This is a genomic window from Mesorhizobium sp. WSM4310 (assembly GCF_007003935.1).
Taxonomy (GTDB): Bacteria; Pseudomonadota; Alphaproteobacteria; order Rhizobiales; family Rhizobiaceae; genus Mesorhizobium.
Window position 1 is genome coordinate 1 of sequence record NZ_VFTA01000059.1, and the last position, 21,168, is coordinate 21,168.

At 58.7% G+C, this 21,168-nt stretch carries 16 protein-coding genes and 5 pseudogenes; 5 read left to right on the forward strand and 16 right to left on the reverse strand.

Annotated features, from left to right (window positions below; genetic code table 11):
* Positions 1-1,117: 1,117 nt before the first annotated feature.
* Positions 1,118-2,341 (reverse strand): annotated as a pseudogene (locus tag FJV80_RS32765) (IS110 family transposase).
* Between the two features lie 701 nt (positions 2,342-3,042).
* On the opposite strand from FJV80_RS32765, the gene FJV80_RS32770 reads away from it, so the two are divergent.
* The gene (locus FJV80_RS32770; protein ID WP_063170390.1) at positions 3,043-3,960 is read left to right on the forward strand and encodes a LysR family transcriptional regulator; all 918 of its coding nucleotides are present in this window, start codon (positions 3,043-3,045) and stop codon (positions 3,958-3,960) included.
* 48 nt (positions 3,961-4,008) lie between these two features.
* On the opposite strand, the gene FJV80_RS32775 is transcribed toward FJV80_RS32770, so the two are convergent.
* The 12 genes from FJV80_RS32775 to FJV80_RS32830 form a co-directional block, all read right to left on the reverse strand.
* Positions 4,009-4,812, reverse strand: coding sequence for a TIM barrel protein (locus FJV80_RS32775; protein WP_063169395.1), 804 nt, complete (start codon positions 4,810-4,812; stop codon positions 4,009-4,011).
* Positions 4,813-4,976: 164 nt separating this feature from the next.
* The gene (locus FJV80_RS32780; RefSeq protein ID WP_051695606.1) at positions 4,977-6,038 is read right to left on the reverse strand and encodes a LacI family DNA-binding transcriptional regulator; all 1,062 of its coding nucleotides are present in this window, start codon (positions 6,036-6,038) and stop codon (positions 4,977-4,979) included.
* A gap of 275 nt (positions 6,039-6,313) precedes the next feature.
* Positions 6,314-7,597, reverse strand: coding sequence for a dicarboxylate/amino acid:cation symporter (locus FJV80_RS32785; protein ID WP_210326678.1), 1,284 nt, complete (start codon positions 7,595-7,597; stop codon positions 6,314-6,316).
* 392 nt (positions 7,598-7,989) lie between these two features.
* Positions 7,990-8,751, reverse strand: coding sequence for a sulfotransferase domain-containing protein (locus FJV80_RS32790; RefSeq protein ID WP_063169397.1), 762 nt, complete (start codon positions 8,749-8,751; stop codon positions 7,990-7,992).
* Positions 8,752-9,034: 283 nt separating this feature from the next.
* The gene (locus FJV80_RS32795) at positions 9,035-9,823 is read right to left on the reverse strand and encodes an ABC transporter permease (protein WP_063169398.1); all 789 of its coding nucleotides are present in this window, start codon (positions 9,821-9,823) and stop codon (positions 9,035-9,037) included.
* Positions 9,824-9,826: 3 nt separating this feature from the next.
* Positions 9,827-10,741 carry a nodulation factor ABC transporter ATP-binding protein NodI gene (nodI, locus tag FJV80_RS32800; protein ID WP_024505873.1) on the reverse strand — a complete coding sequence of 305 codons (915 nt, stop codon included), beginning with the start codon at positions 10,739-10,741 and terminating at the stop codon, positions 9,827-9,829.
* 261 nt (positions 10,742-11,002) lie between these two features.
* Entirely contained in the window at positions 11,003-12,328 is a 1,326-nt protein-coding gene (gene nodC / locus FJV80_RS32805) for a chitooligosaccharide synthase NodC (RefSeq protein WP_063169399.1), read from the reverse strand.
* A 15-nt stretch (positions 12,329-12,343) separates the two neighbouring features.
* Complete coding sequence (gene nodB / locus FJV80_RS32810) at positions 12,344-13,003, reverse strand: chitooligosaccharide deacetylase NodB (protein ID WP_063169400.1); 660 nt, start codon at positions 13,001-13,003, stop codon at positions 12,344-12,346.
* Entirely contained in the window at positions 13,000-13,590 is a 591-nt protein-coding gene (locus tag FJV80_RS32815; RefSeq protein WP_063169401.1) for a NodA family N-acyltransferase, read from the reverse strand. The genes nodB and FJV80_RS32815 overlap by 4 nt, the downstream gene beginning before the upstream one ends.
* Before the next feature lie 853 nt (positions 13,591-14,443).
* Positions 14,444-15,652, reverse strand: a complete 1,209-nt coding sequence (locus tag FJV80_RS32820) for a beta-ketoacyl-[acyl-carrier-protein] synthase family protein (protein ID WP_063169402.1) — start codon at positions 15,650-15,652, stop codon at positions 14,444-14,446.
* On the reverse strand, positions 15,653-15,934 hold the full coding sequence (locus tag FJV80_RS32825) for an acyl carrier protein (RefSeq protein ID WP_029356603.1): 282 nt from the start codon (positions 15,932-15,934) through the stop codon (positions 15,653-15,655).
* 785 nt (positions 15,935-16,719) lie between these two features.
* Positions 16,720-16,995 (reverse strand): hypothetical protein, encoded by a 276-nt coding sequence (locus FJV80_RS32830; RefSeq protein ID WP_063169403.1) that lies wholly within the window; start codon positions 16,993-16,995, stop codon positions 16,720-16,722.
* 697 nt (positions 16,996-17,692) lie between these two features.
* Here FJV80_RS32830 and FJV80_RS32835 point away from each other — a divergent pair.
* A complete protein-coding gene (locus FJV80_RS32835; protein WP_063169404.1) occupies positions 17,693-18,109 on the forward strand; it encodes a hypothetical protein in 417 nt (138 codons plus the stop codon).
* A 238-nt stretch (positions 18,110-18,347) separates the two neighbouring features.
* On the opposite strand, the gene FJV80_RS35770 is transcribed toward FJV80_RS32835, so the two are convergent.
* The 3 genes and pseudogenes from FJV80_RS35770 to FJV80_RS32850 form a co-directional block, all read right to left on the reverse strand.
* Positions 18,348-18,839 (reverse strand): cytochrome c, encoded by a 492-nt coding sequence (locus tag FJV80_RS35770; protein WP_244514239.1) that lies wholly within the window; start codon positions 18,837-18,839, stop codon positions 18,348-18,350.
* Between the two features lie 41 nt (positions 18,840-18,880).
* Complete coding sequence (locus tag FJV80_RS35475) at positions 18,881-19,114, reverse strand: hypothetical protein (RefSeq protein WP_127312611.1); 234 nt, start codon at positions 19,112-19,114, stop codon at positions 18,881-18,883.
* Positions 19,115-19,123: 9 nt separating this feature from the next.
* Positions 19,124-19,403, reverse strand: a pseudogene (locus tag FJV80_RS32850) (DUF411 domain-containing protein); the annotation flags it as partial.
* A gap of 801 nt (positions 19,404-20,204) precedes the next feature.
* On the opposite strand from FJV80_RS32850, the pseudogene FJV80_RS35480 reads away from it, so the two are divergent.
* The 3 pseudogenes from FJV80_RS35480 to FJV80_RS32865 all read left to right on the forward strand — a co-directional run.
* Positions 20,205-20,409, forward strand: a pseudogene (locus FJV80_RS35480) (isopenicillin N synthase family oxygenase); the annotation flags it as partial.
* Positions 20,410-20,417: 8 nt separating this feature from the next.
* Positions 20,418-20,687: pseudogene (locus FJV80_RS32860) on the forward strand (pyridoxal-phosphate dependent enzyme); the annotation flags it as partial.
* Between the two features lie 278 nt (positions 20,688-20,965).
* Positions 20,966-21,129 (forward strand): annotated as a pseudogene (locus tag FJV80_RS32865) (thioredoxin domain-containing protein); the annotation flags it as partial.
* Positions 21,130-21,168 lie beyond the last annotated feature (39 nt).

Below are 21,168 nucleotides of genomic sequence, written 5' to 3' on the forward strand. Positions count from 1 at the left end.
CCCAATGCTCATAAAGCCGGATCAGGTCCGGCCGGTGTGTGGCGTAGGTGCAGTATGACGATGTGAGCCGCTACACGTGCGCGTCTCCCGGTCTGTCCATAGGCTCGGAAGAAGTCGGACAGTTTGACATGGCCGGTCAGTTGCAACTCCCTTTCCCAGCACTCCACTGCCCGGTAGAGCGCATGAAAAATCTCCTTTCGGGCGGTTTCTTAAGACGCTCGCCACGCCATGAGGCAGTGGGGGCATCGGTGTCCATCAGGTGCTTCTGCCCATGCAGGATTCCAGAACATTGATGAAATCGTTTGTTTCGATGAAAGGCATCCACACTTTGGATGGTTGACCACGCTTTTCAAAGATCGTGAACTACATCTCCTCGTTGTGCTCGACGCACTCCGGACAAGTAACCTCATGGGCGCGGCATGCAGGATTAACCGAGCCCAGCCGGTCATGAGTGCGGCCGGCGCTCGGCTGCTCGATTTATTTGCGCGATAAGCTCGCGACCATGTCCGCGGAGGTATTCAAACTTAACGCTGCGTCCGGGAGCTCTTGCCCTCCAGTTTGCGACGCTCCCCCGCCCATCCAGTGATCGTTTATTTCGTCGGATAGTTTGACCCGGCTCTACCGAATCGCCGCTTCAGGATCATTCTTTCCGATTTCGTCACGCTCGTATTTCTGCCGCGTCCTACACCGATTGGGCGCGAACAAAACTGAGCGCCTTGGAACCCGAACCCGTGCGTCGTGACCGGGAGCATCCGGGGCGAACTCATCCGCTCGGGGGCATCGCATCACCGGACGGCGACAGGCACGGTCGACCGGCATCTCGGCATCGGCTGGGAATTCGTCCATGGTCTGCATTGGCGACGACGCTTCCTGAGGCCACGTAGCCCTTATGCCAAGCTGGGCGCCCGGGTCGAGCGCGTAATGACGACAATTGCTTCGCTGCAGGTCAAACGCTTTCCGGGCCACCTGCAAAGTCTTCACCCGGCCGTACAGCGCCCAAGACCACTGATGTGATCGACAAGAGCCTTTTTGATAAATCTGCGCTATTCTCCTGTCGCGCACGGACGACCGCGTGGCGAAGAGCAGGGTCCGAGATGAGAGCCCTGCCGCGCAGCTTCTATCGTCGCGCCTCGTTTGCGGCATCCGTGCCTACCCTCTTCGGACCTCGTGGGTTCCAACCGGCGACGAGGCGTGCATAGGCGCCCTCGGCCTGCTCCACCCAGCGGCGCTCTTCTTCCCGGTGGCTCTTTATGTTGTAGGCGTGCGCTCCCTTTTGGCCGCGCACAGCCTTGCTCCCGGCCTTGAGTTCCACATCGCGCAAGCTTCTTGGCATGCAGGGAGGGTCGAGCCCACGCGTAACTCTCGCCCTTCTCAACAGATGACAGATCACGACAGAGAGTTTGCGTGCGGTTGCCACGGCCGCGACATGCTGTCCGCGCCGGGCTCGCACGCCGCAGGGAGAAGGCTCGCAACGGTCCGGGAGCACGAGCGGCCGCCCAGGCCGCCTCGACGAGCATGCCGCGCGCATGACCACGGCCCTGCTTGGTGATCCGCCCATGGTAGGCCGGACCTGGCCGGACTGCTGGACGCTTGGGTTCAACCCGAGATAGGTCACGAGCTTCTGCGGATCGTCGAAGCGCGACACGTCGCCGATCGCCGCCCTTCATCGCCAGCGCGACGGTGATGTCGACGCCGGGAATGGTCATCAGCCGCTTCACGCCTTCATCCTCGAGAGCCGAGCGGACAAGATCGCGTTCGATGACCTGGAGGTCTTCGCCCAATCGGTCGAACTCGCGCAGATGCCCATCGATCGCGAGGCGCTCGTCCTGCGGTACGACCTGCTCGATTAACCAGGTCCGACCCTTGGCGCCGCACAGGTCAGCATGCGGGCAGGACGGATCAGGTGGCTATGAAGGATCGACTGGATGACGCTCTTCAATCGAGATCTCTGTCGGACAATCTGATTGCGCCGTGTCACCTGTCGACGCAGAGCCTGCGTCGGCTCGTCCGCAATCCAGACTTCTGGCAAGAAGCCGCTGGCATAGAGCTGCGCAAGAACGTCGGCGTCGATCGTCGTTTTGATCTTGGCATAGGCAACGATAAACACCTGTTTCGGCTTGGCGATCCCCACCTTCTTCACATGCGGCGCAACCACAGCTGCAGCGGACGTCGCGTTGCCGGTGGCCTCGATCACCCCGACATCGTTCGGCGACAGCTTCGCGGCGAACGCCGCCAGCAGATCGCGCCGCATGTCGACGCGGCCGAGTCGCCTGAGCCTGCCCTCCTCCCATGCCACTGCTTCGGCGAAGGCGCGGTGAATATCCAGTCCGATGATAAGCATGCCCGTTCCTCCTTCTTGGCTCGGTCAAAGACGGGAGCTGGCGGGCAACACGACATCTACTGATCCGCGCTCGCAGCGCATCCGGGAAAGTCGCGAGGGGCGGCCATGTAACGAGCTCGGGCTCTCAGCCCACGGTCTATTGACGGCCTGCCTGCACCTTTGTGCTCCCGGTGCCCCACGTCCCGGATGGGCTCACCATAAGGGCGTTCCAAAACAAGAACAGCAGGACGAGAAGGCACCACAGATCACATACCGGATAGCGGCAAGGCCAAGCGCTTCGTTCAGATAGGCTTGCGCCAATGGGCTTAGGCCGAGCCTACAACAGCTCTCAAAAACGCTGCCGGACTGCTGCATTGGCTCGCCGATACAATTGGCACAGGCCTCACGGCAGCTTAGGATCAAACCGCCCATCAGTCGCCTCGGACTGGAAAGGTGCACCCTATTAGGTTCCACGCCTAGCTAGGTCGGGGCCGCCGAAGACGCTGGTTGATAGACCGGCGCCATCGGCCCGGCGTTTCAAACTGCCAATCTCTGACCTGCACAGTACGAACGATTGCTCGCTTCGGCAGATCACGCGGCTCATATGTCGGACCTTAACGTCATCCATCATAAACTTTTTGCGACAAAAGATTGCAAGAATGCTAAATTGTTAAAGTCGTTTGTTTCGGTTAAAGGCATCCATCCCATGGATGGCTGATGACATGCGTTTCAAAGGACTTGATCTAAATCTCCTCGTTGTGCTCGACGCACTCCTGACGGAGCGTAATCTCTCGGCGGCGGCACGCAGGATTAACCTGAGTCAGCCCGCCATGAGTGCGGCCGTCGCCCGACTGCGCGATTATTTCCGCGATGAACTGTTTACGATAAGAGGTCGCGAAAGATTTCTAACCCCGCGTGCGGCAGCATTTGCCCCCGCAGTTCGCGACGCTCTCCAGCACATCCAGTGCTCGATTATTTCTTCGGATCCGTTTGACCCAGCTCGAGCCGATCGCCTCTTCAGGATCATTCTTTCCGATTTCGTCACGCTCGTGTTTTTCGAAAAGCTTGTGGAGCGTATTTCACGGGAAGCCCCCGCCGTCAGCTTCGAACTGCTGCCTGTCGACGATAGCCCCGATGAGCTTCTCCGGCGCGGTGACGTCGATTTTCTAATTCTACCGGATATGTTCACGTCGAGTGTGCATTCAAGCGTTGCGCTGTTTGACGAGAAGCTCGTGTGCGTAGGCTGTCCCACAAACAAGCAGCTGCCACAGCAGCTTACATTCGAGAGATACATGTCGATGAGGCACGTCGCGGTCAGGTTCGGGCGTACGATGAAGCCGTCTATCGAGGAATGGTTTTTGCTTGAGCATGGCCTTAAGAGACGTGTCGAGGTCGCCGTGCAGGGCTTCAGCATGATTCCACCTATGGTGTCCGGCACAGCTCGTATAGCGACCATGCCCTTACGGCTGGTCAGGCATTTCGAAAAAACGTTCCCCCTGCGGGTTATCGAACTTCCGCTGCCATTTCCCACATTCACCGAGACCCTCCAATGGCCGGCCCTCCACAATAGCGATCCGGCAAGCATCTGGATGCGGGAGATAATGATACAGGAGGCATCTCGGATGGCTGCCCCGCTGTGAACCCACGGAAAATTCAGGCGCACCTATAGTCACTACTCCTGTCACCATCTACTTTGACGACAATAGCCCTCGCCGGATAAAGTCGATGCTGGCGGCAAGTGCGCCTGCGAGATCGTCCAGAGAATGGACTTCCTCGACCAGCTCGAATGAGAAAGGTCCCGCGTAGCCGCCATCCAGCAGCGCCTGAATCTGGCTGCCATTGTCGGAACCTGCAAGAAAGCGATCGGGGTAAATCCAGAAGGTCGGGTCGTTTACGCTTGAAATGTGCACCAGGCCGGTAAGCTCGCAGAACAGGCATGTCTCCCCGGCCAGGGTGTGGTGGAACGTGTCGTGCACGAGGCGAAAGACGGACTGGCCATCAACCGCGGCAACGGCCTCGGCCGCTTCCTTCTTTGATCGAAGCGAGCAGGTTCGGAAACCCAGCGGCTCGATGAGACCGATCAGACCCCGCGACTGGAGGATTGGCTTGATCTCGTTTAGAGCGAAACGAAGATTGTCCTGGCGCTCGCTATTGGTGGGCCACGAGCTGCGGTTGGCCGGCACCAACACGAGCGTCTCCGCCCCGCACGCCGTCGCATAATCGGCGAGGTTGCTTGCCTCGGCCTGACGCGTTGGAGTCCAGTCGTTGAACCGCTGCAAGGCGTTGACAGAGATGATCGTGACGCCCGCTTCGGTAGCGGCCAACCGAACGTCCGCAGCCGGAATGCCGCGTGCGACAGGATTGCTGAAATGAGGGTAACGGATTTGGACGTCGGTCAGGCCTTGGTCACGGGCAAGCGCGAAAAGCGCACTGACGTCAAGGCGGGGCGCCGCCATGTGATCGAGTGCAAAGCGGGGCGATACCTGGCGCATTGCTTGACTTTCCTTCCATGAAGCGCGGCTGCCATTTCGGCATCCGGCTTCTTTCAAGACGGAACCACGCCGGTTCACAGATCGGACAGAGACGGCCGAGTCAATCGAGCTTTCCTTTCATCGGTGAAAGGAAAATGGGCGCTCATGATAGAAATCCATCAAGGTCAAATATTTTCCGGAAGATAAATGTCGAACGGCAGAAATGTCTGCCCCGGGCTCTCCGCGACGCCGGCTTTGATGGCCCGCTCCATTGCCATTATCAGCTCCTGGCAAAGTCGGCGCATTGGCGTGCCGACCGCCATCGTCAAGATGTCATCCGCAAGCGCCCCACGTGACTGCGGCGTCATTTCACTCACGATCGCGACGAGATCCTGACCGCTCCCCTCTTCTCGGAGCGCGGAAATTGCCCCCTCTATCCCCCCGCCGGCCATATAGAAGCCGACGAGCTCTGGTTCCCGCTGCATAAGATCCAGCAATTTTTCGTAAGTGAGCTGCCGTTCATCAAGGTTCACGAGCGCATCAAGCACCTCGAATTTTGGCGCGTTCTCACGAAAATACGCACGAAAGGCCGTTTCCCGCGTCGCATGCGCCTGGAAGCGATGGCTTCCGACAAACACCGCCACCTTGCCGGGCCGTTTTGCGGCCTTGGAAAACACCCAAGCGGCAGTCCGTCCGACCTTGCTGTTGTTGAGGCCGATGTAGCCCTCGCGCACGCCATCGGCGAAGTCGGATAGCAGCGAAAATACCGGGATACCTTTCGCCTTGAGCTCCTCGACTGATGCTGTGATTTTCGGGTGATCGGCCGCCACCATGGCGATCGCCTGGCAGCGGCTCCCAAGGTCCTTAAGAAGCGGGAGCAGGTCACGCGGCAAATGTGACTGCGCGAACTCGATGATCGGAAGGCCGTGGAAGGATTTAGCCATACTGACCGACTCTTCGATCTTGCGAGCGAAATCTTGGTAGAAATCGTGGGTAGGTTTTCTCAAGATGAAGCCCAGCTTGTAGTGCGGCAGGTGCTGCTGCAAGCGCTGTTTGATGAGACCGGCAGCATGATAGCCGATCGCGTGCGCGGCCGCATGGACCCGCTGGGCGGTCTCCTCTCGCACCGGAAGGCGGACGTTCAGAACCCGATCGACTGTTGCTACGCTGACTCCGGCTTCGCGGGCGAGATCGGCTATTGTGACGCGCTTTCCCCTAGCGATTCTGATCGGCCGGTCCTCCATCATCCGGTGCGCTCCCGCGACGGCTTGGGGCGGCAAGCTGAAATAGTTCCCCCACCCCGCGGATAGCGCATTCGACGAACAGCGCTCCATGCGCACCCAGATGAGTCTCCGTGAACCGTTCGTTTGCTTAGGGGCTTCATGGTGTTGTATTACTCACTGCGTTAGTACTCTATTTCCAGCGCTCTTTGGAGGCTGGCAATTCGACTGTTGTGTCAAGGCCGCTACTTACACGTCGCGCTGTTGCGATCTTGCTTGCGGGGAGCCAGTTTGATGTAACCCTAACCGCGGAAAGCGGTTTCCATCCGTGACTGGTCCAATTCGCCTTCCCAGCGAGCGACAACGAGCGATGCCACCGCATTACCGACTAAATTCGTCAGCGCGCGGCATTCCGACATGAAGCGGTCCACGCCAAGAATTAGAGCCATTCCGGCAACGGGAACACTCGGCACGACAGAGAGAGTAGCGGCCAATGTGATGAAGCCGGCGCCGGTGACGCCTGCCGCACCCTTCGAGGAAAGCATCGCAATTAGCAGCAGGAGGATCTGATCGGCAATTGACAAATCTGTGTTCGTCGCCTGGGCGATGAAGAGGGCGGCGATCGTCATGTAGATATTGGTACCGTCCAGATTGAATGAGTATCCAGTAGGGATGACGAGACTTACGACCGAACGGGCGGCGCCGGCCTTCTCCATCTTCTCCATTAGCGAGGGCAGCGCGGCCTCCGAGGAGGACGTTGCCAGGACAAGCAGCAGCTCGTCCTTGATGTAGCGGACGAGAGAAAAGATCGAGAAGCCGTTGTAGCGGCAGACCGCGCCGAGAACCCCGAACACGAAGAGGAAGGCGGTAAGATAGAACGTCGCGACCAGTATCGCGAGGTTGGCCACCGAACCGATTCCGTATTTGCCGATCGTAAAGGCCATTGCGCCGAAGGCGCCGATGGGTGCAGCCTTCATCAGAATGCCGACGAGCTTAAAAATGGGGGCGGTAAGCGCCTGGAGAAAGGTAACGACCGGCCTGCTCGTCTCTCCGGTCATCGCCAAAGCAATGCCGAACAGGACCGAGAAGAACAGGACTTGCAGGATGTCGCCTTCCGCGAAGGCACTGGCAATCGTTGACGGGATGATGTTCATCAGGAAGCTGGTCACGGACTGCTCGTGAGCCGTGGCCACATAGCCCTTAACGGCTTGGACATCGAGCGAGGCCGGATCGATGTTGAGGCCGGCGCCAGGTTGAACGATATTCGCGACAATCAGTCCGACAACGAGTGCAAGTGTCGAGAAGGTGAGGAAATAAACCATCGCCTTGGCGGCAACTCGGCCGACCTTCTGCAGATCGCTCATGCCGGCAATGCCGGTCGCAATTGTCAGGAAGATGACAGGTGCGATAATCATCTTGACGACTTTGATGAAGGCATCGCCGAGCGGCTTCAGGCTCTGGCCGGTTTCCGGATAGAGGTAGCCAATTGCGGCTCCCAGGACTATGGCGGCAAGCACCTGCACGTAGGTCCGGGCAAAATGGGGCTTGCGGGGCGCTGCGATCGCGCGGGGGACTCTTGGAACCAACACCGTTTCTCTCTCCCTGACCGGATCGGGGTGGGGGCTCCTCCTTCTCCCATGCTGCGCTCCGGTCGAGCGCTGCTGTCATCTCGGAGCAAGCGCCGTGCCAACTGGAGGCCTGTCCCGTCCAGCGAGATTGGTGCGGGTTGCGCACTGGAACCCTCCACCTTTGCCGGAATTTGCACTCAAGGCTCGCCAAAGATCGCGTCTGAAGAAGTGCTTCGCCAGAGAGGGAATTGACCAGGTCGCCTTGCGGCCGTGTCTTTGATGTCTGCCGCAGATCGACTGCCGGCCGATATCTCTGTCGTCTTGGTGACTTTGGTTTGTCAGTTTTGCGACGGAATGCGCGCAAACTGCAGGATATCCTACACGCCCATCAGAGCACGCGGTACAAGCGATTAAGCGTAGGAGCGCATTGAATCTCCGAGGTCAAAAAATCTTGAATAAGGTCCCCGTGCGAAGTGAATCCGCAACTCGTCAAAGTTCTCCACCGTTTGATCCAGCGGTCGCGTTTCCTGGCGCTGCAGGATGGCGTTATCTGATGGCTCAAGCGCTGGAACGCCCAGGAAATCCCAAACCGCTCCCAGGCATTGGGCAGGTTCGTGAAGTAGGCTCTCGTATTCCATTACAAGCAGGTTGGTCGACGTGAAGGAGTCCATAACGCGAGCGTGAAAATCGTCGGCGGCTTTGAAATAAGCCTCACAGTCGGCGATTGACAACCTGACGCTCGGTGGCCGAGCGGTATCGTTGTCCCAGCTGAACTTCAGCCAGTGACCGCTTTCCCTGGCCTGCACAAAGGATCGGAGCGATTCCAATACGTTTCGGCGAACAACAAGGATGACCTTGAGTGCTGGCCAACGAGCCAGTTCCGCAAAGAATGCGGGACGCTCGCGAAACTGAGGTTCATTGATCTTGCATCCAAGATGCGTCACATTCTTGTAGTCGCGCATAGGGCAGCGCACATAGGCAAGCTCAAGAAGCTCGCGATCCGTGCCTAGCAGGCGATCAGTGCTGGGCCAATTGGGATCATATTCGTTTAGCAACTCACCGTTACTCAAAACGGTCGGATGCTCGTTTAGCAATTCTTCTAAATAGTGTGTTCCGGTCCTTGGCATAGCAAGGATCACAAAAGGCTCAAGAGTTGCTTCGTTGTGGGTCATTGCATGTGTATCCAACTAAATAATGGCCGCGACGGTCTGTGGACGCGCACAAGAAGCTTGGCTGCTATCGATTGAACGCTCCGGGTGGGTCCGCGCCTCACCATCCAGCCTGTTCTTCGAGGTGTGGTCGCGAAGCTGGGCGGGTGCCTGCAGCGGCTGGGTGGCGCCCGGCTTCGGCGTTGTACCACTCGCGATTCCTAGCATACGCATGCCTCCGGGCCGCTGTGGGCAGTTTGCATCCGGCATTGCGGACCTCCTTCTGGTTAATGGGTGTAAGCAAGCGTCAACGCATTAGTCGTCGATGAAACAGTCCAGCCGACAGAAAAAAAGGCAATACAGCGAACATGCAAAGTGCGCCTATATGCAGCCCTACATTGTCGCCCAGGCGGCCGAGCATCACCGGACGGATTAGCTCGATAGAATTCGCCAGGGGCGAGAAGGCCGCAATCTGCTGAAACACTCCTGGCAATTGGCCGACTGGAAAAACCGCGCCCGAAAGGAACAGCATGGGTGTGATGACAAGCGTCTGATAGAAAATAAAATAGTGATAACTGGGCGCGAGCGCGATGACGAGCATGGCCAGGCTCGCAAAGGCGAATCCGGTGAGAGCGACGACCGGTAGCACGTAGAGAACCGACGTCCACGCGGCATAACCTAGCGCGGCCGCAACAATCGCAATTGTCGTACCGGCCAGAAAAGCCTTTGTGGCTGCCCAGGTCAATTCACCGAGAACGATGTCGCCGAGGGTAAGTTGTGTGTGCAGGATTGCTTCCCAAGTGCCCTGATCGCGCATTCGACCGAAAACCGCGTAAATTGTTTCGAAGGTTGATGCTGTCATCGCGCTCGTCGCAACCATGCCGGCTGCCAGAAAGGCGATGTAGGATGCACCTTCGATGCGGCCTACCAACAGTCCAAGGCCAGTGCCGAGCCCGAAAAGGTAAATCATCGGATCAGCAAGGGTGCCGAGCATTGAAGCAAATGCCACCTTCTTCCATGCCAGATGATTGCGGCGCCACACCGCCATCCAGTTCCAGGCGTTGGCGGGTAGAGCGGCCGCAAAACGTTCACCCATTGCTCACTTCTCCATCTCACGTCCGGTTAACCGCAAGAAAACGTCCTCCAGACTGGGTGGACGCTCTAGAATACGCAGACCCGCTCGACCGCGAAGCTGGATGCGCACATCCTCCGGCTCAGGCGCATAGCAAAAGAGCGTCTCGCCGCTTACCTCGACACGCTGAACGTACGGTCTGATCAGCGAAATCAGCTCCTGTGGATTACCGCCGAAGATCTCGATCACGTTGCACCCAATGTACTCGTCGATCAGCGCATGAGGACTGCCCTCGGCGATCTTGCGTCCCCGCTCGAGAACACACAGCCGATCACAAAGCCGCTCAGCCTCTTCCATGAAATGGGTGGTCAAAATGATCGTTTTTCCGCTCGCCAGCAGGAAACGAAGTCGCTCCCAGATCAGATGGCGGGCATGCGGGTCGAGGCCGGTCGTGGGCTCATCCATCACAAGCAACTGGGGGTCGTTGATCAGAGCACGTGCCAGCGTCAGGCGCCGCTTCATCCCGCCGGATAGCAGGCCGACACGTGAATCCGCCTTGCTCTCAAGGCGAGCGAACTCGAGCAGCCGTGGGATGACGGCGTTGATCTCTCTTGTACTCATGCCGAAGTAGCGCCCGAACACCAACAGGTTCTCACGTACCGTAAATTCCAGGTCGAGATTGTCGAACTGCGGGACCACGCCTATGCCCTTGCGGGCCAAGCGGCTGCGTGCCGGCACTGGTAGACCGAGGACTGTTATATCACCCGCGTCAGGCCGGGTCATACCGAGGAGCATACGCGCAATCGTGCTCTTGCCTGCGCCGTTAGGCCCCAGCAGACCGAAGCACTCTCCCGATGCAACGGTGAAGGACAGCCCGTCCACAACGAGCTTGTTTCCGAATAATTTGGTTACGCCGGTAAGGTCGATTGCTACATTGGACATGCGTCTATCTCAAGCGGAATGAGTCCGATTGGCCACCGGCAGCTTACTTGCGAATTCTGGTTCAGAGCAGGCCACCGCCTTGAGATGACACCTTTGGAAAGTCGCGGCCGGAGCGACGTGTGTATCGCTTCCGCCAAAGAATAACGTCAAGATGCCACGTGTCGCTTCCACATAGTCCCCGTTCTGACCATAGGTAACTCGACAAGCTTCACCCCGTGTCGACTGACACAACTTACTCGGTCACTCGGCGCTGCAAGGCCGTCAGACTTCACTAGCTGTGAGCGAAAGATCTGCAGTATGAAGTGACTCCGCAATTCCAGAATTGCCCGCAGCATTTGCTCCGCCAAGCGGCATCGCGCTTGTGATTTCCTTTGTGCTGCTGTTGGGCAGGGGAACACTTTTACGCGACAGCCAATCGCTATTGCTCAATGTACACAGGGCGTAAGCCTTCAAGGGGATCAACAGGAATATCCTGATTAACGCGTGCATTGAATAGCCGATGAATCGAAGCTGCCGAGTGCGGAAAGATAACACCGTAGATCTGATTATGGTCATCGTGACAATAGCCAGCACCGTCCACCAATTTACTGTATGTGAAAATAGTAACTCACCGAGCGCCGTTACTACCGCGATGCCGAGCAACAATGGGCCGAGATTCTCTCCCATCACATCCAAAGTTAGATAGCGATCCAGGCCACGCAGTAGACCTCGCGCAAGCATCGTGTCCCGGAAAGTGCTTCGTGCCCAGCGGAGTTGTTGGCGCAAATAAGGTCCCATCTTGTCCGGAACGACTGTCGCCGCGACGGCACCTGGAACGTACTCGGTTCGAAAGCCTGCTTTCAGCATGAGGATCGTAAGATGACGGTCTTCACCGAAGTCGCTTGGTTTCCCCCTGAACAGCTGCGTCTCGTATTGATCCAGCAGAGAAAGGAGACAAGACCGGCGGTACATTGCACATGGGCCGCAGCAGCACATGACCGCACCAAAGCGACCTTGCGCCGCGCGCTCCTCATTGCAAGCCAGCCAGTATTCCATATCGATCAATCGGGTCAACCAAGTGTCGCTGCGGTTGTATGCCGTCAGCTGGCCCATGGCCGCTCCGACCATGGAATCCCGCATTTTTACTGCAAGCTTCGTGATGACGTCGGACGCAAGTGTCGTGTCAGAGTCGACGCTGAGCACGAAATCTCCAGATGAGCGGCGGATGGCGGCGATCTGCGCCTTGCGTTTGCCAACATTTTCGCGGAGCAGAATGAAATTGAATCTCGGGTCGCCCTCGTAGGCGTGATGTACCGGGATGACGGCATTACGATTTCCAGAACCGTCGTCAACCAGATAGACCTGAAATGTTCCGGAGTAATCTTGATTTGCAATGGAAGCTAAACACGCCGCGAGTGTGCGCGGGTCCTCATTGTAGCAGGGGATAATGACATCCACGCTCGGCCAACGGTCGGATCCGAACAAGCTTTCCGACGGCGGCGTAACATTTTCCGGTTGGGAGTAGACCGCTTGCATGCCTCTGTAAACAGTCGAGAGCACCGCATAAGACGAAACGGCAACAGTACTGGCTGTGGTGAGAAGGTCCATAGGATCTCTGTTTGTTCAGGGATGTTGAGGAAGTGATCGGATTACAAATCCGCGGCCGTGCAATTCTGGAATTAGGCGTGACAACGCTGTCACCGTCTGGTCGCGCAGACTGGCTTGATTGCCTGGTTGCAATTCGTCGGGAGCGCACCCGTCGTGCAACAGCACGATTGCGCCCGGCCGGATATCGGCGAGCACTCTGTCGACGATGGCGTCAACGCCGGGGCGAGACCAGTCGCGTGGATCAATGGACCAATGGACGGGCGCCAATGCCTCACCCGCTAATGCAGCGATTACTTCTTCGGTCCAGATGCCATAGGGTGCACGAAAGTACCGAACCATGGCCTGCGGGCAAGCCATCCCTATGACTCTGTTTGCCTCAACTATCTGGCAGTCGACTTCGACGGACCCGCATTTAGCTAGGTCCGGATGAGTCATCGTGTGGTTGGCTATACCGTGGCCGTCTGTAATAATTCGGCGAACGAGTTCCGGCTCGTCGGCCGCGTAGGCCCCAACAACGAAGAAGGTCGCCGGCACCTGATGTTGCGCCAGCACATTGAGTATCTGCGGTGTGAAAAATGAATTGGGACCGTCGTCAAACGTCAGATAGACGCTGCGCTCTGCAATGCGATCGGCATTGTCACTCTGCCCTTCGCATATGTAGTCCAGAGGCTTCATAGTTCCGGACCGTTCCGGTCGATCAGGGTACCAGACGGCCACTCGTCCATCGAGCGTCCGATCGGCGAAACCAACACGAGTACGTCTTCCAGGCGCGTGGGCGGCAGGTCGGGATGCACATCTGGACGGGTCGACCGTACGCGAACGCCCGACACAATGTTCGCGAGGCCGGCTCTGCAGAATCTTTCGACATGGTTTCGCAGCGCGTGCCGAACCGTGCCGAAAGCGAATGGAACACCCAACTGATGGAGCACTGGGTACGCCACGCGCATCGAAAAACCGATTCCGAGCCCTTCAAGATCCGGACGAACCGCGTACAGGCCCAATTCAGCGACGATCAAGTCGACCTCGCCAACTTTGATGAAGCGCCGCAGCATGCCGATGTGAGCCGCTACCCCATGCGCGTCGTAGCCGATTGCGCGGAATTCCGGCCTCGCGCCGGCCCAACTGCGGCCGCCTTCGAATGGCTCCGCGTTGAAGGCGCCAGTCCGTCCATAGGTCTTTCGAAAAAAGTCGGAGAGTTCGACATGGTCGGCCAGTTGCAGCTCATTTTCCCAGCACAACTTCCACTCGACATTCGGACGCATGGAAGACCTCACCTTGTAGCTGTCTGGTTGAGATAAATGTCCAAGCATTGATTAAATAATTGGCGTCGCGCCAACGGGGCGTAACTTGTGGGGACCGCCGAAAGACCAAGCCGCAATGCAGATGCGACTGACTTTGTACGCCCCGCACACCAGATGATGCTCCTCAGATCCAACGCAACCATCGGAACTACCTATCTTTCCAACTTGAAGCGCTTCTATGGGACCTGCAGCAAAAACGGTAAAATCCTTTGTTTAGATGAAAGGTATCCACGCTTTGGATAACTGGGCGAATGCGTTCCATATGGCTGGTCAATTATCGTCGTCACGCTCGAGGCACTTCTGACGAAGCGCAAAGCTCACGCCCGCGGCACGCGCGGCCGTTGCCGGGCCGCGCGATTATCTCCGTAAGAGCCGAGTGGAGCTCAGACACGACGATTGATCAGAATCTGATTCGCGGGTTCAGTATCTCTTTCGTGTATCCAGCTCTGGGCTGTCCTTTGGCGGGAGTTAGGTTCGCCCAGGTTCTGAGCCTGGGGCGTTGGCCCGTTCGCCGCGCAGGCTCCTTCGCACATCGTCGAGGCCGAGAAAGAGGGGCCACACAGCTCCCCCTGTACTTTCCACCACCCGACACCAGCGCTCACCCAGGGCGCCGGCCTTGCTCACCTCAACGGATAGCGCACTCGCGCCGCTTCACGATTAAAAGAATTCTACAAGCAAGATGCCTGTTTGATCGAGAGACGTCCGCTGCCAATTCCCGCATCGCAGAGGCAGCCAATAGCGCTCGCTTTACATAGTGGTCCGGCAAGCAGCTAGATACGACAGGTGACCTCAAATGAGGCGTCTTGCATGGCTTCTACACCTGCCTGAATGCCAGAACTGCGTTCGTACCGCCCATGGCGAAGGCGTTGCTCATGGCGACGCGCACCTTGCGCTCCCGCGGCACATTGGGTGTGATGTCGAGGTCGCAAGCGGGATCTGGCTCGCGATAGTTGGCGGTCGGCGGCACGACGTCCTCTTGGATTGCCATCACGCAGGCGATCATTTCAAGCGCGCTCGCTGCGCCGAGGCAATGCGCGTGCGTGGACTTGGTGGAAGAGATGGACATCGAATAAGCGTGGTTTCCAAACACACGCTTGATCGCCGCCGTTTCAGTCTGATCATTGCTCTTGGTACCGGTGCCGTGCGCGTTGAGATAGTCGACGTCCTCGGCATTCAGCCCGGCATCGGCAAGGCAGGCGCGCATCGCCGACGCTGGCCCCTCGACAGATGGCGCGGCAATGTGGAAGGCATCGGCGGAAAGGCCGACGCCGGCGATCTCGGCAAGAATTGTGGCACCACGCCTCGTGGCATGCTCGTAGCTTTCCAGCACGGCCATGCCCGCACCCTCGCCCAGCACCAGGCCCTTCCTATCGGCGGAGAAGGGCCGGCAGGTATCGGGTGAAAGCACGCGCATTGCTTCCCATGCTTTCAGCACGCCCCATGCGAAGGGTGCGTCGCTGCCCCCGGAAACCATTACGTCGGCCCGGCCCAGCTTGATCTGGTCCACCGCCGAGGCGATCGCATGGTTGGCCGAGGCACATGCGGAGGTCACCCCGAAGACCGGCCCGCGCAAGCCGAGGCTCAAGCTAAGATGGACGGAAGCGGCGCTGGGCATCACCTTTACTCCAGTGAAGAGTTCAGCACGGATTGCGCTACCCAAAAGCAGTGAGCGGTAAGTTTGTTCTGTTGCGTACGAACCGGTAAATCCGACGCCCACTGTCGCGCCGAAGCGATGGGCATTCCCCTCGTCGCAGGAAAGTCCGGCCTGCCGCATGGCTTCGCGCGCTGCAAGCACGGCGAGCAAGCTGAAGCGGTCCATGGAGATGAGATGCCCCCGGTTGATGTCGTGCTGGGGCAGCGCCTTGATCTCAGCGCCGGTCATGCCCTCCAGGTCATGAAGCTCGGAATTGGCGATCGGGCCGATGGCGGAGCGGCCTTCGCGCATCTCTTTCCACATAGAGGCGGCCTCGGTGCCCAGTCCGCACAGGCCGCCCACTCCGGTGATAACGACGCGCCTGTCCATTCAAGCCTCCTTCGCAAGCAAGCCGCGGACGGCTTCCACGACGTCGCCGACATTCTTGAGATTGGACCAGGCATCGGCCGTGTTCATGTCGATCTTGATGCCGTAGGCCTGCTCCACATCCCAGAGGACGTCCGCCAAACCCAGCGAATCGAACCCGAGCGCGTCCAGTTCCGTGGCGATTGTTATCTCGCCGACGAATGACGCAGGCATTCCCTCACCGCTCTCCGACTCGGCGCGTTTCTTGATCAGGGCAATGACGTCCGTTGCGAATTGATCGGCCATTCTGTTTCCTGTCTTTCTTTCCCGCGTTTCGACCTGGACGCGGCTCAGTTCCTGAGGCGCGCCGCGTCGCGAAAGCCATCACGCTTGGGCAACTGACAAAACCCAATGCTCATAAAGCCGGATCAGGTCCGGCCGGTGTGTGGCGTAGGTGCAGTATGACGATGTGAGCCGCTACACGTGCGCGTCTCCCGGTCTGTCCATAGGCTCGGAAGAAGTCGGACAGTTTGACATGGCCGGTCAGTTGCAACTCCCTTTCCCAGCACTCCACTGCCCGGTAGAGCGCATGAAAAATCTCCTTTCGGGCGGTTTCTTAAGACGCTCGCCACGCCATGAGGCAGTGGGGGCATCGGTGTCCATCAGGTGCTTCTGCCCATGCAGGATTCCAGAACATTGATGAAATCGTTTGTTTCGATGAAAGGCATCCACACTTTGGATGGTTGACCACGCTTTTCAAAGATCGTGAACTACATCTCCTCGTTGTGCTCGACGCACTCCGGACAAGTAACCTCATGGGCGCGGCATGCAGGATTAACCGAGCCCAGCCGGTCATGAGTGCGGCCTTGCCGGGTCGGGCGATAGGCAGTCATGCCCTGCCCTTCCTGCGGGTCAAGCACTCCGAAAAAACATTTCCCCCATAAATGCTAGATCTTCCGTTGCCTTTTCGCGTCACAGGCCGTCAAACGCCCGGCCGTTCACAACAGTGATCCGGCAAGTGTTTGGCTGCGCGAGACGATGCTGCAGGGAGTCGTCCTGCATGGCACTTCGCTATGATGCTGCGGTGCCGTCTAACGGCGCCTCGTGCTTGAACGCACTGAACGGCCACCGCGATCAAAATCGATGGTTCGAGGACCGTTGATCATCACCCCGCCAGCCTCGATCTTGTTTGCCGCCACGAGAGCGACACAGAGACTGCTGGTGAAGATGCCCGCCTGCCCGCTATGTTCCGGATGGTTGACCATCCCGGATGGACCCATCGAGGGTGTCAAGGCGAGCATGAGCACAGGCGCGAACAGTTCACGGGCAGGCGCGACGGTGGCCGCAAAGCAACGTCGCGCCAGCATGCGATCTCAGCAGGATCGGCACCATCCTGTCAGGGAGCAATGCGAGTGGCTGGCTTAGCCGCTGCGACGCTGCCCGGCATCGCGTTCAATTGATCTGGCGCCTTAAATGCAGGAAGGCTTCGCGGCCGGTACGAGGCGCATCCCTCCTCCGAAGCAGCACGCCCAAGTATCATCACAAGCCCCGAGCGCCCGCGTTCGGCGATGTCCAATTTCCGACAATGTCGGAATACAGTCAGATCTGCTGGATTGACTTTAAATGGTTTTCTCATTTGGCACAGCGCATGCTGGTTATCCGGAAACACGTGACCGACCAACAAGAAGTCGCATGACACAACCGAAGCCATCCATGTCTGACGGGCTGCCCAGGATACCTACTGCGACCGCGCTTGCCCGGTGACGACCGCTCCGGCTCCGCCCGTTACCGACGAGGCAAAGTGACGGATTTCCTGCGTTTCAACGACATGGAGGTGGTTGTCATTCCCGCTGGGGGACAGACTCGGCCTGTTCAAGGCATTGCGCGAAGGCGGCAAGATGACGGCCACCCGTGCGCGAACTCAAGGAGCGCAGCCTGTATCGTGTATCAGGCAAATAGGCCGTCGGTCAGTGACCTTGACACAGGGGACATGCGCAAGGTCCTGAAGTTTGATGCAGCGATAGAAGGGTGCCAATGACAACAATAGCTTACAGGAACGGAACCATGGCTGGCGACGGCCGAGCCTTGGGTTTTGACTCAGTATCCGTCGGTGAGAAAACGAAGGTGTTTCGCTTATGCGACGGCACACTCATCGGCGTTTCCTCTTCGTCCTTGGGTATTCCAAAGGCCGTTCGAGACTGGGTTGAGAAGGGCATGGATGTTTCTGATATTCCTGTGCCGCGCAACGACGACAATTTTGAATTTGAGGCGCTGATAGTGCGCAAAAATGGGGAAGCCGTATTGTTGGACGGCAATTGGCTGCCAAGTGATCCCGTGAAAGGTGAATATTATGCCATCGGGAGCGGCAAGCAGTATGCTTTGGCCGCGCTGGTTTTGGGCAAGTCAGCTAAGGAAAGCGTCGAAGTTGCCGCGAAACTCGACGTTTGGACTGGTGGCACAGTCACTGCCATAACTCACTAAACCCGCCTTTCGGCGGGAGTGTGACAGTGCGAGCGTGGAAGTAGGGCGCCACCCCGGGGCACGTCGAGCCCTGTCATGTGAGCTGGTCCATAAGCGCGCGAAAGCGTCCAGTTGTGGCCAAAAGCACGATTTGCGACAGAACCGGCCCGCTTCTATGAGTATGGGCCGCTTTTTGCGGCCAGCGTGCTTGCCATCCTGCCGCCAGTGGCCGTCGCCTTCTTCTTCCAAGGTTACCTCGTCATGAAGTAGAGCACCACGATCTTGTCGGAGAGATCGGAAGGCGGACGGCCCTTCCGTCCGCGTCGGCCAGTTCGAAAGGCGGCGCGGCCTGCTCGTCGATCGCCTGGAAGAACCTCTCCGCGCTGTCCCTCATCTTGTCGAGATCGGCGCCCGGATGGTGGGCCAGCGCGGAGGTCCCGAGGATCAGCGCCAGAAATTGAATCGCAAGCGACGGTTTCGCTTTCATGGACAATGCATTCCGGTTGGGGGCGTTCGAGGGCTCCGCGGCTAGGATTGGTCTCACTGTGTCTGCTCCCGCTCCCGGCGGCTCATCTGCCTGATAGGCGCGTTCCCGCTCGGGCCATGTGCTTTTGATGAAGGCCAGAACGGCCCGGATCTCCTCGTCGGTGAGGACATTCCCGAAGCCCGGCATGTCGCTCTGGTAGCCGCCGCCGACGACCGCGGCCGGTCCCGGCGCCGGCATGCGTCCCGAAGGCAGCGGGCTTTCCAATCGCGCTGACCTTCGCCTGGCTAAAACCGTCTTGCCTAGCGCTATCGCCGCGGCCGGGGCGCGGCCATCCGGTTGGCGAGCCAAGGCAATGTCCAGACCAATCCGAGGCCTGCCGCGGCCACGCATCGATAAGAGGACCGACGCCCTTCTCCTTTGCCGCCGCTGGAGAACAGGTATTTGATCAGCGCGGCCGTCCCGAGGACGAGCACGACGACGACAAGCAGCCACACCAGGCCCGTGCCGAACATCATCATGCCGCTCATGCATTCCATCATCGAAGCCTCCTATTCCGTGGCGTAGATGCCGCCGGTCGCGTCAGACTTTCGGATTTCGAGAATCTCGAAGGGCGCTTCCTTCGTGCCACTCATGCCGGGGGAGCCCATCGGCATGCCGGGCAGCGTCATGCCCTTTGATGTCGGGCCGCTCGGTCAAGAGCTTGTTGACCGTGCCGACCGGCACATGGCCGCTCACCACATAGCCGTCGATGAACGAGAGAAGGCAGCCATCGGCTTCCGGCGGAATGCCCTCTTCGCGGCTCATGGCGAAAAGGTCGTGAGTCGGCCTTGACGGTGATTCCTGGAAGGCCGATTCCAAGGCGAGCTGGCTTGAAGGCCGCGGTCCGGATGGTCGACTAGGCAGCTTGGTTCCACGATCGCAATGCTTGATCGCTTCATTGCAGGCCATGGGCTCTCGCCCCCTCCTTTTGCCACACGAGGCGCCAGCTCACGTGTTGTTGTTGGCGTGCGCCCCGGCAACCGCTTTCACCAGCCGCTCCAGCGATCCCGCGCGCTCCAGCTCCGCAAAGAATGATGCGGCGTGACGCTACCCAGCCGGTGCTTCTCGGCCTTCCAATTAAACTGTCTCGACGAAAGAGCCGTCTCCGTTGCTCCGGTCTCGGTGTTGAGTTCTCTAAGGCTGCGCCACACCTTGGTCCCCACGCCGGCAAATGATCTCACTATGCAGCCCGTGCTCGCACGCTCTCAAACTAATTACCGCTGCTGCAACACGCCGCCTGGCGGCCTGCACCGAAAAGCCGACAGGGGTGCATCTGAATAGCCGTGAACCCAGGTCTCAAAGACCATCCGGCGCGACGAGCGGACGCACCGCACGTGTGACACCCGCCTTGTGGGGCAGGGTTGCCTTTCTCAATCCCGGCGTTGGTCGGCGTCCCAATGAGCAGCAAGCTATTATCGGCCGCCGAATCTTAGTGGCTTCGTCGAGAGCCTCAATCAACCAAGCGGCGAAAGCCCCGCTAGAGTCTCCGCCCGCCTGTCGCTATGAAGCAGTTGCAGCCAGCGCTGCTTCAGGCGCATGAACTCGCCCGATGCAATGATTTCCGTCGCCCTGGGTCTTTCGAAGGGCACTGTTTCTATTCCCTTCTTCTTCGGCGCGCGGCTTGATGCCGACATACGGTTTCTTGACCTGCCGCCTGAACTGGCTGCCGAAGCGGGTGCCCCGCCAGCGACCCCGACAATCCCCTGTTCCGCAACTGCTGAAGAGCCGACTGCGCTCGCATCCCGATATTGCGCAACGGCACTATGCCGACATTCTGGAGACCGCAGCCGCATGAGCCTCGAGATGTTCCGCCGACCGTCGACAAAGGCGTCCTCTCGCCTGCGTCCGCCATTTGTCAGTGCTCGATCTGATTGGGGAGACGCCGGTCGTCGAACTGAAGAGATTCGATACCGGCAGGTGTCGTCGCTTCGTCAAGATCGAAAGCCAGAATCCCGGCGGATCGATCAAGGATCGCATTGCGTTGTCGATGATCGTTAATGCCGAACAGCGTGGCACGCGCGGGGCGGTACAATCATCGAAGCGACCGCTGGCAACACAGGGCTCGGCCTGGCCATCTGGCGGCACGAAGCGCGTGATCGCGTGTCCAAAAGCTGACAGCGTCAGACAAATGTCAGGTTCATTACAACCAACATCTGGGCACTGACGAGGTTTTTCGAAGCAATGGGCGCTAACTGCGCGCTGAGCGCGTTGGCATGGCTTTTGAGACTGAGTGACTGTGACTGCACTCAATGGGGCAAGACGAGCGATGCGCTCCTCCCTGAACCCGTGTGCCGTCTCTGAGAGGAAACCAGCTCGTGCAGAAACCTTTGGAAATAGCTTTGGACCGCAACGTGGTATTGCAGATGGAGTCCCCGGCTCCTTCGATTAGAGTCGAGAACTGGCTGCATGGCGAGCCCCTCACGAGCTTTGAGCCCGGCAAGTGTACATAGTCGAATTTTGGGCAACTTGGTGCGGCCCATGTGTGGACGGGATGCCCCATCTGATCCAGCTGCAGGGCGTCGCCAGGCGCACCATCTGGACAGCAGGAACTGGA